The sequence below is a fragment of the Pyxidicoccus xibeiensis genome, assembly GCF_024198175.1.
Classification (GTDB): Bacteria; Myxococcota; Myxococcia; order Myxococcales; family Myxococcaceae; genus Myxococcus; species Myxococcus xibeiensis.
In genome coordinates this window covers 55,290-69,862 of record NZ_JAJVKV010000015.1, presented here as the reverse complement: position 1 = coordinate 69,862, position 14,573 = coordinate 55,290, and the positions used below count along the sequence as shown (strand labels likewise).

12 protein-coding genes and 1 tRNA gene are annotated in these 14,573 nt (G+C 66.5%); all 13 read left to right on the top strand.

The annotated features are described in order from the left end of the window. Positions 1–13 precede the first annotated feature (13 nt). The 13 genes from LXT23_RS40675 (at position 14) to LXT23_RS40615 (ending at position 14,396) form a co-directional block, all read left to right on the top strand. Entirely contained in the window at positions 14–1,792 is a 1,779-nt protein-coding gene (locus LXT23_RS40675) for an IucA/IucC family protein (RefSeq protein WP_253985851.1), read from the top strand. Then, positions 1,792–2,982: a type III PLP-dependent enzyme gene (locus tag LXT23_RS40670; RefSeq protein ID WP_253985850.1), complete on the top strand. Its 1,191-nt coding sequence runs from the start codon at positions 1,792–1,794 to the stop codon at positions 2,980–2,982. Before LXT23_RS40675 ends, LXT23_RS40670 begins: the two co-directional genes overlap by 1 nt. A 10-nt stretch (positions 2,983–2,992) precedes the next feature. Beyond that, entirely contained in the window at positions 2,993–3,823 is an 831-nt protein-coding gene (gene fhuF / locus LXT23_RS40665) for a siderophore-iron reductase FhuF (RefSeq protein ID WP_253985989.1), read from the top strand. 106 nt (positions 3,824–3,929) lie between these two features. Next, positions 3,930–5,051 (top strand): PepSY-associated TM helix domain-containing protein, encoded by a 1,122-nt coding sequence (locus LXT23_RS40660; RefSeq protein WP_253985849.1) that lies wholly within the window; start codon positions 3,930–3,932, stop codon positions 5,049–5,051. Between the two features lie 212 nt (positions 5,052–5,263). Further along, complete coding sequence (locus LXT23_RS40655) at positions 5,264–7,471, top strand: TonB-dependent receptor (RefSeq protein ID WP_253985848.1); 2,208 nt, start codon at positions 5,264–5,266, stop codon at positions 7,469–7,471. 431 nt (positions 7,472–7,902) lie between these two features. Continuing rightward, positions 7,903–7,988, top strand: a tRNA-Leu gene (locus tag LXT23_RS40650). 93 nt (positions 7,989–8,081) lie between these two features. Further along, on the top strand, positions 8,082–8,378 hold the full coding sequence (locus LXT23_RS50525; RefSeq protein WP_323379138.1) for a helix-turn-helix domain-containing protein: 297 nt from the start codon (positions 8,082–8,084) through the stop codon (positions 8,376–8,378). Next, the gene (locus LXT23_RS40640; protein WP_253985847.1) at positions 8,320–9,198 is read left to right on the top strand and encodes an IS630 family transposase; all 879 of its coding nucleotides are present in this window, start codon (positions 8,320–8,322) and stop codon (positions 9,196–9,198) included. The genes LXT23_RS50525 and LXT23_RS40640 overlap by 59 nt, the downstream gene beginning before the upstream one ends. 132 nt (positions 9,199–9,330) lie before the next feature. Continuing rightward, positions 9,331–10,380: a DUF2169 family type VI secretion system accessory protein gene (locus LXT23_RS40635; RefSeq protein ID WP_253985846.1), complete on the top strand. Its 1,050-nt coding sequence runs from the start codon at positions 9,331–9,333 to the stop codon at positions 10,378–10,380. A gap of 191 nt (positions 10,381–10,571) precedes the next feature. After that, positions 10,572–11,444 (top strand): beta-ketoacyl synthase N-terminal-like domain-containing protein, encoded by an 873-nt coding sequence (locus LXT23_RS40630; RefSeq protein WP_253985845.1) that lies wholly within the window; start codon positions 10,572–10,574, stop codon positions 11,442–11,444. Between the two features lie 22 nt (positions 11,445–11,466). Then, a complete protein-coding gene (locus LXT23_RS40625) occupies positions 11,467–12,078 on the top strand; it encodes a PAAR-like domain-containing protein (RefSeq protein WP_253985844.1) in 612 nt (203 codons plus the stop codon). A 292-nt stretch (positions 12,079–12,370) separates the two neighbouring features. Further along, entirely contained in the window at positions 12,371–13,159 is a 789-nt protein-coding gene (locus LXT23_RS40620) for a hypothetical protein (protein ID WP_253985843.1), read from the top strand. Between the two features lies 1 nt (position 13,160). Continuing rightward, positions 13,161–14,396 (top strand): TIGR02270 family protein, encoded by a 1,236-nt coding sequence (locus tag LXT23_RS40615; RefSeq protein ID WP_253985842.1) that lies wholly within the window; start codon positions 13,161–13,163, stop codon positions 14,394–14,396. Positions 14,397–14,573 lie beyond the last annotated feature (177 nt).

Genomic DNA, 14,573 nt, shown 5'->3' with positions numbered 1-14,573 from the left:
TGGCGTCGGTCGGGTGTTTCAGTCTCCACAGCAGGCCGCGGTGCGGCGGCGGATCTTCCGCCAGCTCGTGGAGTCGCTGGTCTACGAAGGGATTGTCGAGCCCCAGGTGCGCGCGCTCCAGGACGGGCTGCTGGAGTTCTCCCTGAGCGGGCGTGATGCGCACCATCAGGAGGTCCGCTACACCTGCCAGGGGAGGCGCGCGTTTGGCTTCGACCGGGTCCGGCTCACCGCGCAGCCGGTGCAGCGTGACGGGGCGGAGGCTACCTCCCTGTCCACCTTCCTCCTGGAGGTCTCACACCTGCTGAAGGCGGATTCACAGAAGCTCGCTGCCTTCATCGAGGAGCTCCATCAAACCCTGCTCAAGGACACCCTTGCCCAGGACGTCCGGTTCCAGCAGCCGCCGCTGCGGGAGTCGAGCTACGACGAGCTCGAGGGCGATGTCATGGATGGTCATCCATACCACCCGTGCTACAAGTCGCGGGTCGGCTTCGACCTGGTGGACAACCAGGCCTTCGGGCCGGAGTTCAAGCCAAGGCTCCGGCTCGTCTGGCTCGCCATACGACAGGAAGAGGCCAGGACGGCGGTCGTCCCGGGCCTGGAGCTGCAGGCCTTCGTGCGGCAGGAGCTTGGCGCGGCGACCCTTGCGCGCTTCGCCGACACGGTAGCGCTCCGGGGGAGCACCCTGGGAGAGTACACACTCGTCCCCGTTCATCCCTGGCAGTGGCGCGAAATCGTGTCGGGCGGCTTCGTGGAGCAGCTTGGCGCGGGCCGGCTCATCTATCTCGGCGAAGGGGAGGATGAGTACCGTCCGCAGCAGTCCATCCGGACCCTGGCCAATGCTACCAGGCCCGAGAAGGCATACGTGAAGCTGCCGCTGAGCATCGCCAACACTTCGACGAGCCGAATCCTGTCTCAGCACACCATCCTGAATGCCCCTGCCATCTCAGCCTGGCTCGGGGGCCTCCGGGAGCGAGATTCGTTCTTGTGCGAAGAGCTGGGCCTGACGCTCCTCCGGGAGGTCGTCGGAGTCACCTACCATCACCAGGGGCTTCCCGGCATCCTGGAGCCCAGGGTGTACGGGACGCTGGGGACCATCTGGAGGGAGAGCCTCCATCCCCACCTGCGCCCGGGCGAAGCGGCTGTCCCCTTCAACGCGCTCTGCCACGTCGCCACGGATGGGCGCCCCCTGATTGACAGGTGGATTCGGGAGCAGGGGGTGGAGGCCTGGACGCGCGAGCTCCTGGAGGTCGCCATCCTCCCGCTCATCCGCCTGTTGTATGCCCATGGCGTGGCCATGGAGGCGCACGCGCAGAACATGGTGTTGATACACAGGGCGGGCAGGCCGGCGCGCCTCGCGCTCAAGGACTTCCATGACGGCATCCGGTTCGCGCGGCCCTTCCTGCGGACAGGAGACCCTGGCCCGAAGACGCAGGGCCCGCCCGCCAACCATCCGCGCGTGAACCGGAACTCCTTCCTCGAGAGGGACGACCCGTCCGAGGTGAAGGACTTCTTCCAGGACGCGTTCTTCTTCATCAACCTTGGCGAGCTTTCCCTCTTCCTGCTGGAGCGCTACGGCCTGCCAGAGGAGCGCTTCTGGGCGATGGCGGCGGACGTGATTCACGGCTACCAGAGACGCTTCCCGCACGAGGCCGAGCGCTTCACCGCCTTCGACCTCTTCTCGGAGCGGGTTGCCATCGAGCAACTGACGGGCCGCAGGCTGTTCGCCGAAGCCGGCACGGGAGTCCACCTGGTGAGGAATCCACTCGCCGCCTTCCGCACGGGAGCACGGTAGTGGAGCGAATCAAGGCAAGGATTGACGAACACCTGCAGCGGGACGGGGCGCGCCCGTTCTGCGCGTTCCTGTACGACTTGAAGCACTTGAAGGAGCACGTCTCCCGCACCATCGCCCTGCTGCCCCCCAGGTGCCGCTACTTCTATGCAATCAAGGCGAACTCGGATGCGGCGTTGCTGCGGGCTCTTGCCCCCATCGTTCACGGCTTCGAGGTTGCATCGTTGGGGGAGGTGCGCAAGGTGCGGGCTGTCACGGCGACCAGTCCCATCCTCTTTGGCGGCCCGGGGAAGACCGACGAGGAGCTTGTAGGTGCAATTCACCACCGGGTCAGCCTCCTGCACGTCGAGAGCCTGAACGAGCTGCGGCGGGTCGAGCGCATCGCCGCGAGCCATGGGGCAGTCATGGAGCTCCTCTTGCGGGTGAACCTGCGGGGGCCGCTCCCGGTGGGCACCCTCCAGATGGCTGGCAGGCCGACTCAGTTTGGCATCGATGAGGTGGATGTACCCGCGGCCATCCTGCAGGCGCAGGCGTCGCCACATCTCCGGCTGCGCGGGTTTCACTTTCACTCGCTGTCGAACAACCTCGATGTGGAGGAGCACCTGGGCATGGTCGAGCACTACGCCCGCAGGGTGCGGCAGTGGTCCGAGGAGTTTCACCTGGCGGTCGACTGCGTGAACATGGGCGGCGGCATCGGCGTGAACTACGGCGACTTGCAGGCTCAGTTCGACATGCCTGCCTTTGCCGCCAGGCTGCCCGCCCGGCTCGAGCCGCTTCCCTCCGAAAGCGTCTCGGTCCTGTTCGAGTGTGGCCGGTACTCCGTGGCGTCCTGCGGGTATTATGCGGCGGAGGTGCTCGACGTCCGGGAGATTCGAGGTAAGGCGTTTGCAGTCATCGCCGGCGGACTCCATCACTTCCTGTTGCCCGGCGCATGGAAGCACAGCCACCCCGTCGAGCTCCTTCCGGTAGAGCGGTGGGCCTACCCCTTCGAGCGGCCGGAATGCGTCAACCGTCCCGTGACAATCGTCGGGAAGATGGACAGTCCCAAGGACGTCCTGGCGCAGGATGTGATGCTGCCACGGGTGCGGGTAGGGGATGTGCTCGCCTTCCCCTATGCCGGCGCCTATGGCTGGGTCATCTCCGCGCATGACTTCAGCAGCCTGCCCCACCCGGGGCATCTCTACCTCGAGTAGGCACGTGTCGATGACGCTCACCGCGATGGAGCGAATCCTTCCTCTCCTGGCGCCCCATGAGCACCGCCTGCTCCTGGGGGAGCACCTGCATGGCCGGGACATGGCGCGAGCCTCGGTGTACCTCGAGGACGAGCACCTGTTGGCCGCGGTGCGGCGGCTGATGGAGACGCTCCAGACGGGCGAGCTGTGGGCGGCCGCCTCGCTCTGGCACAAGCACTACAACGCGGCGCTGTTGTCGGGGTTCCTGGCGGCCATGACGCTCGCCGGGGTAGGGCTGGACGGCTCTATTTCGAACGTGAGCATGAGCCTCTCCGAGGAGGGCCTGCCCAGGGCCGCTGTCCTGCACTCCCTCGCGGGCATCGTGGTCCATCCACCGCGGCTGAAGCTCGACATCTCAGCGCCCCGCGTCGGCTTGGATGTGCTTCACGGGCGGGTGCTGTCGAGCCTCTTCGCCAACCACCTGGCGCCCATCGTCGAACAGGTGCATCGCGTGACGGGCTTGCCGAAGAGAATCTTGTGGGGCAACGCCGGCAATCTGTGCGCGGATGTCTATGACGGACTGAGGGCCCGCCCCGACGTTGTGGCGGCAGTCGAGGAAGACCGGCGAGTCCTCCTGGAGCAACCGGACAGCCCGCTCATGCCCGGGCCGAACCCGCTTCACCAGTCGGTCCGCTATGAGGACCTGAGCGGATTCGGCCGTGCGTCTGTCGTTCGGGTCCGGGAGACGTGCTGCCAGCGCTACAAGCTGCCGGGCCTGCTCCATTGCTACACCTGCCCCATCTTGAAGGGCCACGAGCGTGTGGCGCTCCTGCGGAAGCTGGGCCTGCCCGAGCACGCCTGATGGCGCCCTCACGCGCCCTCGCACGTCCACGCGTGCTTGACAGCTCCCGGAATGGCGGGTATTTTTCAATTTTGATAATGATTCTCAACATCACTCCGTCCATCTGATGACGTTTCGTCGGCTCCTCTTCCAGGTGCACCTGTACGCGGGCCTCACCGTAGGCGCGCTGCTGGCGGTGACGGGACTCACCGGGGCCGTGCTCGTTTTCGGGGAGGAGCTGGATCGGCACCTGCAGCCCGAGGTGCGGCGGGTGGAGCCCACGGGCGAGCGGGTGCCGCTCGCACGGGTGGTGGAGGTGGTGACGGAGCACCAGGGTGGCACGCCGCCGCGCCAGCTCCGGATTCCCGAGCAGCCGGATGCCGCGCTCGAGCTCTGGATGAAGCCCCACGGCGCCCTCAAGGTGTACGTGGACCCGTACTCCGGCGCCGTGCTCGGCGCGCGCACGCCCGGGCAGAGCCTGGTGGGCACCGTGCGAGAGCTGCACGTGAGGCTCTTCGCCGACGAGCTGGGCCATGCGGTGGTGGGCACCGCCGGCTTCGCGCTCATCGCCCTGTGCCTCAGCGGGCTCGTCCTCTGGTGGCCGGGCCGCCGCAAGCTGGCCCAGGGCCTTGCCCTGCGCCGGCCGCTGCGCTGGCGGCGGGCGAACTACGACCTCCACAAGCTCGGCGGGCTGCTCTCACTCATCTTCCTCCTGGTGTCCGGGCTCACCGGGGCCGCGCTCGTCTTCCCCGCACCCTTCGAGCGCACGCTCCAGTTCGTCACCGGCGCGGCTCCGAGGAGCGCGCCTCCGAAGCCCGGACCCGCGACGGGCGAGCCGTTGCCCCTGGACGCGCTGCTGGCCACGGCCGACCAGGCCCTCCCCGGCGCGCGCACCACCCGCGTCGACCTGCCCGCCTCACCCGGAGCGCCCCTGCGGGTGCGCAAGCGCTTCCCAGAGGAGCCGCACCCCAATGGGATGAGCGTCGTGCACGTGGACTGCCACACCGGTGCGGTGCTGCGCGCGGAGAACGCACTGGAGGCGCCACTGGCCGCGCGGTTGATGACCCTGCGCTTCCCGCTGCACATCGGCTCGCTGGGAGGCCTGGCCACGCGGCTGCTCGCGGTGCTCACGGGCCTCTTCCCCGCGGGCCTCTTCTTCACCGGCTTCTTCCTCTGGCGCGCCAGGACCCGCGCTGCCGCGGCCAACAGCCTGGCGGGCCGCGCTCATGCCCTCGCGCGAGGGCACTAATTAGTTGATGACACCGAGGCGGTGAACACCTTCTGTCGCGTGAAGCGTGTCGCGGCTCCAACGCTCGGGGTGCGGATGGCGGTTGGACGGCCGGGTACGCGGGCGGGGAATGAGAGAAACAACTTTGACTTTGAGAATCGATATCAAATAAGACGCGGCGTGCTCACACTCCCCGTGCACCGGCACCGCTCGCACTCGAAAAGGAACCTCCGATGAAGCCCCGCCGCCCGCATCCCATCCCCGCCTGGCTCCTCACGCTCGGCCTGGGCCTCGCCCCCACGGCCTTCGCCCAGCAGGAGGCGCCGGCCCTCATGATGGAGGAGGTCCCTGAGGAGGAGCGGCTGAGCGAGGCGGAGTTCACGGAGGAGATCGTGGTGACCGCCACGCGCCGTCCCGAGGCCATCTCCAACGTGCCCGGAGCGGTCACCGTGGTCGAAGGCGAGCAGCTTCAGGCCCAGTACAAGGCGAGCGGCCAGAACCTCGCGGACGCGCTTGGCAAGCTCGTCCCGGGGCTCGCGCTGGGCAACCAGTCCCCGTCCACCTACGGGCAGACGCTGCGCGGCCGCAACGTGCTGGTGCTCATCGACGGCGTCCCGCAGAGCGCCGTGCGCAACGTGTCGCGCGACCTGAACACCCTGTCCCCCGAGGCCATCGAGCGCGTCGAGGTGGTCCGCGGCACCACGGCCATCTACGGCGAGGGCGCCTCCGGCGGCATCATCAACATCATCACCCGCCGGCCTGGGACCGGGCAGCCCCGCTTCTCCACCACCCTGGAGGCCACCACCGCCGCGGTGAAGCCGCTCGGCGGCCTGGGCGGGCGCCTCGCCCAGACGGCGGACGGGGCGGTGGGCCCGCTGGGCTTCTCGCTCACCGGCGCGCTCGAGCGCACCTCCGCCCAGTACGACGCGGAAGGAGACCGCATCCCTCCCAACCCGTACGGCCAGGGCGGGCTCGCCGAGTCGCTGCGCTACGACCTGTCCGGCGCCCTCACCTGGACGCTCACGCAAGAACAGCGGCTGAAGCTGACGGCCGCGCACTTCCAGGGCGAGCAGGACACGCGCTTCACCACGGACCCGGGCGTCAACGAACTGCCGATCTTCGGCTCCAAGTCGCGCGTGCTCGAGGGGCTCGAGATCTCCCAGCCCGAGGCCACGCGCAACACCACGCTCTCGCTCACCTACGACCACGACGCGGTGCTCGGCAGCACGGTGCGCGGGCAGCTCTACTACCGGAACTTCAAGACTAACTTCTTCCCGTCCGACGGGCGCACCGTCGCCACCTACCGGGCCATCACTCAGTCGCGGCTGGAGACGCAGAAGGGCGGTGGGCGCCTGGAGATCGGCACGCCCATCCTCAAGGACCTCAACGCGCTCTGGGGCCTGGACGCGGCCCGGGAGCGCACCGCGCAGCCGGTGACGCTGATGGACGCGCAGCGCTTCGACGAGAGCGGCGGGCTCGCGTTCGTCCCCGTGGGGGAGCGCGACTGGGTGCCGCCGATGGACTTCGGCACCGTGGCGGCCTTCGGGCAGCTGGAGTGGGCGGCGAGCGAGTGGCTCACGCTGCGCGCCGGGCTGCGCCACGAGCGCATCTGGCTTTCGGTGGACGACTACGTGACGCTCATCGACAACCCGGTGGAGGGCGCGCGCCTGCGCTTCCGCTCGACGGTGTTCAACGCGGGGCTGGTGGTGAAGCCCCTGCGGACCCTGAGCGTCTATGCCAACTTCTCGCAGGGCTACTCGCTGCCGGACGTGGGCCTCATCCTGCGCAACGCCAACCGGCCGGGGGCCGCGGTGGCCACGCTGAACACCGCGCCGCAGAAGGTGAACATGGCGGAGGCCGGCCTGCGCACGGACTTCGAGGTGGTCCACGGCTCGCTCAGCGCGTTCATCAACAGCTCGGAGCTCGGCACCTCCTCCGGCGGCCTCGGCGTCGAGCCGGTGCGCGCCCCCGAGCGCGTGTATGGGCTCGAGGCCACGCTCGGCGCGCGCCCCCTCGCGGGCCTCACGCTGGACGCCAACTTCACCTGGCTCGAGGGCATCCTGAAGCGGGAGGGGGAGTGGGGCTTCCTCAATGGCTACCGCATCCCGCCCTCGCAGCTGACGCTCGTCGCGGCGCACCAGACGCTGCCCACCTGGCGCAACAGCGTGGTGCTCGCCGTCTCGGGCTCCCGCAACCGCTTCAAGGCGAAGACGGCTGCGGGCACCGCCGGCTTCGGCGAGCTGCCGGTCGAGACCTACGCGACGGTGGACCTCGCCTCGAGCCTGGAGGTGGGCAAGGGCACTGCCACGCTCGCCGTGAGCAACCTCTTCAACCAGCAGTACTACCCGCGCGTGAGCCAGATGCTCTACTCGCTGAGGAACGACTCGTACGCTGCCGCGCGCGGCGCGGTCGTCAGCATGAGCTACACGCTGCGCTACTGAGCCCCCGTGGCGCCGGTGTCCGCCGGCGCCGCAACGCCCGAGCGTATCGAGACTCTCAGCCCTGAGCTGCATGGATAGCCACTGGCGAGTCCTCGCGAAATCTCCTCTCGCTCCCCGAACGTGAGTGCCAGGCGAGAGCGTTGACGTCTTGGAGGAACGAAGCCCTCTTTCGCTGAGAGCATGCCGTGGACGGTTCCTGGCATTCGGCCAGGTTGCCCGGCCCTCCACCGCCTCCAAATTTCGGCCCTCTGCTCCGCGGAAAAGCCCTGGCGCCCTCTTCGGGAGGTCTCGACGCGCCAGGCGAGCCCTTGGAGGCCTACAGGCCATCGAATTGGCTCCGAGTGCTGGAGGAAAGCCGACGCCCCGGTGTAGGTTGCCGCCCGGGCGCATGTAGAGGCACCGTGGGACCGCTAAGGTCCGGATTCTACTGGGCACGAGTGGCGGAACTGGCAGACGCAGCGGACTTAAAATCCGCTGGCCCGCAGGGGCCGTCCGGGTTCGATCCCCGGCTCGTGCACTTCTAACCGGCCAGAGGTACTCGGGATTTTTGGCTAGTGGAGTGTCCGCGAAGTCCGTCGACATAGTCGCGGAGGATGAATAGTTCTCCTGGATGAGGCGACGACCTCCGCGACTCATCCAACTGACCCAAGAGGATACTGCCCTCTTGGAAGAGTTGGTGCACGACGGCCGTACCGAGCAGCGCGTGGCACGCCGAGCACGCATCCTGCTGGCCATGACCGACCCGGACACCCTCGTGCAGGACCTGGCCGAGCGCTTCGGTCTGGACCGCACCAGCATCTGGAGCTTGTGCCGACGCTACGAAGCCTGGGGTCCCCTGGCGGTCTGGGATGCCCCTCGCTCTGGCCGCCCACCGCGGCTCTCCGCCCCTGCAGCTCGTCGAAGTTGAGCAACTGGTTTGCTGTGAGCCGGCAGGCGTAGGACTGCAGATGACCCACTGGAGTACGCGCTCGCTAGCGCGGGTGGCCCGCGAGTGCGGCATCGCGCCTGCCTTGTCGCACTCCAAGGTCGCCGTCATCCTCACGCACGCAGAGCTGCAGCCCCACCGCAGCCGTTACTGGAAGACACCTACGTTGGACGACGACTTCCGCAAGAAGGCGGCGGCCATCCTCTGGTGCTACGAGCGGGCATACGACCTCGCCGAGCGCGGAGAGGTCGTGCTGTGTGTGGACGAGAAACCCAACATCCAGGTTCTTGGACGCCGCAGTCCCACCCGGTTCGCGCGGCCGGGGCTCATCGAGCGGCGCGAGTTCGAGTACGTGCGCCATGGGACAGTGAACTTCCTGTCCTTGCTGGTGGTGCACGCGGGCACCATGTGGGGCTGGTGCCTGGAGAAGAACGACGGGGCGTGCTTGCGCGCAATCCTGCCCCAGTTGCTGCACCCCTACCGCAAGGCTCGACGGGTCTATCTCATCTGGGATGGAGGCTCCTGTCACATCGCCCAGCAGACGCGCGAGCTGCTGCGCAGCTACTGCCACGTGCGTGTCCTCGTGACGCCACCTCATGCCTCGTGGCTCAACCAGGCCGAGTTGCTGCTGCGGGCCTTCAGTGCGCGCTATCTGTTGCGCGGTGATTGGAAGCACCGCGCTGACTTCATCGCCCACCTCGATGCAAGCTGGCCCGAGTACAACCGCCTCTACGTCCATCCCTTCACTTGGTTATGGACCCAGGCCAAGATGCACGACTGGTTCGAGCGGCACCGCCGCTGACTATGTTGGATTACTTCGCGGACACTCCACTAGCTGCGGGCTGGGACGTCGTGCTAACAGGAAATCTGAGCGCGCACGTTGTTTCGCTGGGAAGTGCGATGAATGGGGGAGTGATGCGCCAGCGAGGCTCGAATGCTTGCACGTGAATCATCCGACAACCTGACGCCTTTCGCGCTGGGGGCCTGCTTCCAGTATGACGTCGATGACGTCCAGAAGCTCGTGGTCTGCGTGGCCGGAAGGTTCTTGTTGCCACCACCGGGGAGGGCGCAGACCGAGCCGCTCGCGATCCACGAAGAGCAGCTACCGCCTCCATTGGTAGACGTGCATTGGGGCGACCCGGCGCGCACGAGCGCACGATATGCAGGCCAGGGGAGCGTTCGCCGGAACGGTGCCGAGGTCTACCTGCAAGGCTCTGCCTGGGCCGTTCGAGGCAAGGCCACTGCTGTTCCAACCCGCGTACGGGTGGGCCCATGCTCGAAGTCCGTCGAGGTCATTGGAGACCGCGTCTGGAAGCGGGGGCTGTTGGGATTGGTTCCCAGCAGCCCTGCCCCATTCAAACAGATGTCTCTCCGTTACGAGCGGGCGTTCGGCGGCTCCGTATACGCCGATGACGGCAGGCTCGTCGCCCAGGACGCTCGCAACCCCGTTGGTCGAGGCTTCTACATCCACGAGCAGGCAGCGGCGGAGCAACCGTTGCCGAACCTGCGGATTCCTGGAGAACAAACCACGGAATGGAATGCCCCCGGTACTCCCTGTGGGTATGGGCCCATCGCGCCAGGCTGGCAGCCGCGGCTCGGATTCGCCGGGGCATACGACTCGAAGTGGATGGCCGAACGACTTCCTTTGTGGCCCCGGGACTTGGACCCCCGCTTCTTCTCTGCCGCCGCACAGGGATTGACGATGTCGGCACCACTGCGCGGAGGGGAATCCGTCGTGCTCGAGGGCTTCTCCCCGGATGGCATCTTCAGCTTCCTTCTGCCGACCTACCGGCTGGTTGCGAAGAGCGAGTATCCCGACAGGACAGTCCGAGGGCTGCTCGCACTCGATGGAGTGATGTTCGAGCCCGATGAGGGAGTGGTTACGGTCTACTGGCGCCGAGCCGTGCCGCTGGGCCATGGCCCCAAGGCACATCTGCATACCGTTGTGCGCCCGCTCGAAACGTGGGAGGCGGCCCCATCATGAGTGCCCTGGATGGCATAGCACCATCAACGGTGGCCGTGACTGCAATAGGGGTGTGTACCCCCATCGGCTTGACGGCGGAAGCGTCCCATGCTGCGCTTCGCGCTCGACTGACTTCTTTTTGGATGACAGAGCTTCGGGGTGGACGCGGGGAGCCCATCCGAACCTCGTCGCTTACGCTGCTTGATAGGGGAATGTCGCGCTTCGAGCGGATGGCGGCGATGTCCGATTGGGCCTTCGAAGACATGCGCCTGCCCGCCTCAATTCGGACCGGCACTCGGGCGGCGCTGGTGCTGGCACTTCCAGATGCAGACGCCGACCTCTTCTTCGATGCGGAGGCTTTCGCCGAGCGTTGGGCGCAAAAGGTCAAGACATATTTGCCGGGTGCGGCGGGCCCGGTGCGCGTACTCCAGCAGGGACGCAGCGCGTTCTTCTTCGCGGTGGAGCATGCGATTTCCCTGCTCGAGCGGCGCGAGTGCGAAGCCGTAGTCATCGGTGCGGTCGACTCCCTGTGCTCGCCGGAGGTGCTCCGCCACCTCGAAGGAGAAGGGCGGCTGCTCCAGGCTGAAGGTCATGGGACCATCCCGGGAGAAGGGGCCGCGTTCGTGTTGCTCGAGCGTGCCGGGGCGCGCCGGATGGCGGAGGAGACCCCACCGCTAGGTTGGATGCGAGGAGCGGCGACCGCATTCGAGTCCTGCCACTTCCTCCAGGATGCGCCGAATACGGCGCAGGCCTTGGCCTCTGTGTTCCGCCAACTCCGGCACCGTTGGAGCGAGCGGGCCGACCTCCTCTACACATGCGAGACCGGCGAGCCGTTCTGGGTGGCCGAACTCTCGATGGCGTACCTGCGCAACGTCCCCCTGATGCCAGAGCCCTTCGTTCGGATGCTCGCCGCGTCCTCTTTCGGCGATCTTGGCGCCGCGGCGGGAGGAATCATGGCGGGAATGGGTCTCCTCAGCCTCGCACGTCTACGCCGGCCAGCTGGGACGCCTCCACCTGTGCTCTTGAGCTATGGCTCGGCGGAGCGCGGCCACGTCGGGGGCTGTCTGATGCAGGCAGTACGATGAGTAAGACTGCTGCGGAGCTGGCATGACGAAGACCTTCGTGAACGGGAAGAGCGTGGTGCACGCTGGCGACGGCCTTCAGTTCGTCGCGATGGCCCCCGACGTATGCAAAACTCCCTCGCCTGGTGGGCCTGTCCCGGTTCCCTATCCCAACCTCGCCCTGTCGAGCGACCTGTCCAAGGGAGCGAAAAGCGTCCAGATAGAAGGAAATGCCGTCGCGCTTGAGGACTCGTACCTGAAGACGAGCACTGGCGATGAGGGTGGAACGGCGGGAGGCGGCGTCGCATCGAACAAGATTAAAGGCAAGTTGACCTGGCTGCTCTACAGCACCTCGGTGAAGTTCGAGGGCAAGGGCGTCGTGCGTTTCCTCGACGACGGCATGCACAACGGGAATGCCGGGAATGCTCCCGGCAAGAACATGGGGTATCCCGGGCATGACGACAAGACTGGCAAGATTGTCTGTGATAACTGCGGAAAGCCTCTCGACAGCCCGGGACACCCGCAGCTGAAGAGTTCGAAGGAGTCAATACGCGCGGCCGAACAGGTTCGCGGACGGACGACCTCGGCTGTGGTCGTGAAATGCAGAAGGGCACATCGACATTCAGCGGCGTTGCCGGGGATCTGCGTGCCTCGCTGAATCAGGACACCTTCGCCAAGAAGGCAATGAACTTCAAATACAAGACTCCCATCCCTCCCAAGGGGCCGGGGGACAGGAACCCGGCCGGAAACTGCGCCGAGCAGAAGGCTCTCTTCCAAGCATTCGAGAAGGGAGCGTTTCCATTGGGAGAGGGATGCGAGGTGAATATCTCCGTCCTGCGCGAGACGCAGAACGGAATGCTTCCTGTCCCGTCTTGCGAAACATGCAAACGCGTTTTGACCTCAATGCTGTGCGAGAACAAACCCAAAGGTCAGGCCGGGAACTCATGACCATGAACACGCCGCTGGAGAAGTGCGCACGCGAGATGGACGGGGTGATCGAATACTGCACCCGATTCGCCCCGGAGTTCTCGCGAACCATCGTCGGCGCCGATGCGGGCGACATCCTGCGGATTGAGGAGGTCGTAGGCCGGCCGCTCACGCCGGAGCATCGGGCGTTTCTCTCCCGGATGGGCAGGACCTCGCCCGACAGCCTTGGAGAATTCCTCAAGAGCGTGGAGTTCGGCGTGGAAGCCACACTTCGGTTCTACGCGAATCCACCAGTGCCCGTGCCCCCGGACGCCCTCTACATGTGGACCCTGGACTTCGACAGCGAGATGTTCTTGCGCGACGCGGAGCGGAACGGCGCACGGCCCCTCGTCATGTATTCCTGGCCCGTCGCTCCAGAGACCGGTGAGTTCACGGGAGAGTCACGCCTGGAGCACGTCATTGCCGACTCCCTGCTGCAGTACCTCTACCAGGAGGCGGTTCTCCGCGTCCGTACAGCAAACCTCGAGCATCACGCCGAGTTCCGGGAAAAGGCGCCGGAAATGGCCGTCGACGAAGCCTCGATTCGGCAGTTCAGGTCGCGGTTCAAGTCTGTCGCCGAGAAGCTGGGCTTCCAGCAAGTCCCCCATGTGGATGGCAAGCAGGTCTTCTACGACCGCGCGGATGCCGCGCTGATGCTCTTCTCCGCGGAGGTGGCGCGCGACAGCATCCACGTTTACGCCCAGGATGGCCGCGAGTTCGCGAAGCTCTGTTCCCTCGTGGACGACAATCTCGAAGTCGACCGCTGGTCGTAGCATGCCTCCCGTCATCACCTATATCATCGAGCAGCACGCAGCCGATGTGGCCTTCCTGTGGGGGCAGCGACAGCGGGTGCTCACCGCGCCTCATTACCGCCTGAAAGACCTGGTTGCCTTCGACGAACGGATACAGGCGAACCTGGATGGTTTGCAGCTCGCGGGCGACTCCGGCTGGGAAGCCTGCGCGGAGGAGGGCGCCAACATGGGCGCGGATCCGGGGGCAGTTTTTGCGTCGACGGTGCTGGCGCTCCAGCACCGCAGCCCGGAGCGGTTCGGTGAGATGCTCTCGCATGTGGACCAGGAGCCAATGCTTGAGGCAGCGGTAACATCAGCCCTCGGCTGGGTACCGAGCCCTGTCGTATTGCCACTCGCACGGGAACTGCTACGAGCGGCGGAGCCATTGCGGCGGCGGATAGGAGTCGCGGCTTACGCCATTCAGCGGAGTGATCCTGGAAGTCCGCTGGCGGGGGCACTGGGGGACGCGGCCCCCGAGGTTCGCGCCCGGGCACTGCGTGCGGTCGGCGAGCTTGGAAGGCGAGACCTGCTTCCGAACCTGAACGCATTCCTCCAGGAAACGGACGAGAGGTGCCGCTTCTGGGCCGCTGCGTCAGCCGTGCTGCTGGGCGATCGGGCAGTCGCGCTTGAAGTGGTCGAGGCCTTTGCTGTTACCCCTGGCCCCTTTCAGCCTCGCGCACTTCAATTCGCACTCCGGGCCGCAGGGCTGAAGCGCGCGCGCGAACTGATTGCCAGACTGCGCGAGGACGTGACCAGGCTCCGGATGGCGGTGATGGCTGCGGGCATCAGCGGCGGATGTGCGGAACTGCCGTGGTTGCTGGAACTGGCACACGTCCCTCAATGGGGGCGCCTTGCGGCAGAAGCTTTTTCACTCGTTACGGGAGTGGACCTCGAACTCGAAGGGCTGGCGGCTCGCCCCTCCCAGAATGGCGAGCGTCACGACTCGGACCAAGAGGGGGATGTGCTTGAGCCCGATCCTGACGAACACCTCCCATCGCCGGAGCCGGTGAAACTGAATCGCTGGTATCGGGAGCACGAAGGACGGTTCGCGAAGGATGCGAGATGCTTCATGGGCATGACTCCCTCCATCGATGGGTGTTTTCGCGTGTTGCGGCTGGGCACCCAGCGGCAGCGGATTGCCGCCGCCATCAACTTGTGCCTGCTCGACCACAAGGCGATTCTCCACGAGTGGCGCGCCCCGGCCTGGCGTCAGGAGTAGATGCAGATGGACGGGACGCGTGCGTGTGTCCCGTGTTTGCGCCTCCGGTGCGGGTTCAGGGGCGTGGGGACGTTGGGGGCTGGTAATAACACCCAAGTGTTCGCCCCCGTCTACGTGCGCTCTTGATGCCACCCGTGTTGTCTTCGTCCCAGGCCTTCCTCATCCGAACCGGCGCGC

What these genes read in the sequence shown, in the direction of transcription:
- LXT23_RS40615 (WP_253985842.1), top strand. Translation starts at nt 13,161, where the DNA reads ATGCCTCCCGTCATCACCTATATCATCGAGCAGCACGCAGCCGATGTG.
- LXT23_RS40625 (WP_253985844.1), top strand. Translation starts at nt 11,467, where the DNA reads ATGACGAAGACCTTCGTGAACGGGAAGAGCGTGGTGCACGCTGGCGAC.
- LXT23_RS40640 (WP_253985847.1), top strand. Translation starts at nt 8,320, where the DNA reads ATGCCCCTCGCTCTGGCCGCCCACCGCGGCTCTCCGCCCCTGCAGCTC.
- LXT23_RS40620 (WP_253985843.1), top strand. Translation starts at nt 12,371, where the DNA reads ATGAACACGCCGCTGGAGAAGTGCGCACGCGAGATGGACGGGGTGATC.
- LXT23_RS40660 (WP_253985849.1), top strand. Translation starts at nt 3,930, where the DNA reads ATGACGTTTCGTCGGCTCCTCTTCCAGGTGCACCTGTACGCGGGCCTC.
- LXT23_RS40630 (WP_253985845.1), top strand. Translation starts at nt 10,572, where the DNA reads ATGTCGCGCTTCGAGCGGATGGCGGCGATGTCCGATTGGGCCTTCGAA.
- LXT23_RS50525 (WP_323379138.1), top strand. Translation starts at nt 8,082, where the DNA reads ATGAGGCGACGACCTCCGCGACTCATCCAACTGACCCAAGAGGATACT.
- fhuF (WP_253985989.1), top strand. Translation starts at nt 2,993, where the DNA reads ATGACGCTCACCGCGATGGAGCGAATCCTTCCTCTCCTGGCGCCCCAT.
- LXT23_RS40655 (WP_253985848.1), top strand. Translation starts at nt 5,264, where the DNA reads ATGAAGCCCCGCCGCCCGCATCCCATCCCCGCCTGGCTCCTCACGCTC.
- LXT23_RS40635 (WP_253985846.1), top strand. Translation starts at nt 9,331, where the DNA reads ATGCTTGCACGTGAATCATCCGACAACCTGACGCCTTTCGCGCTGGGG.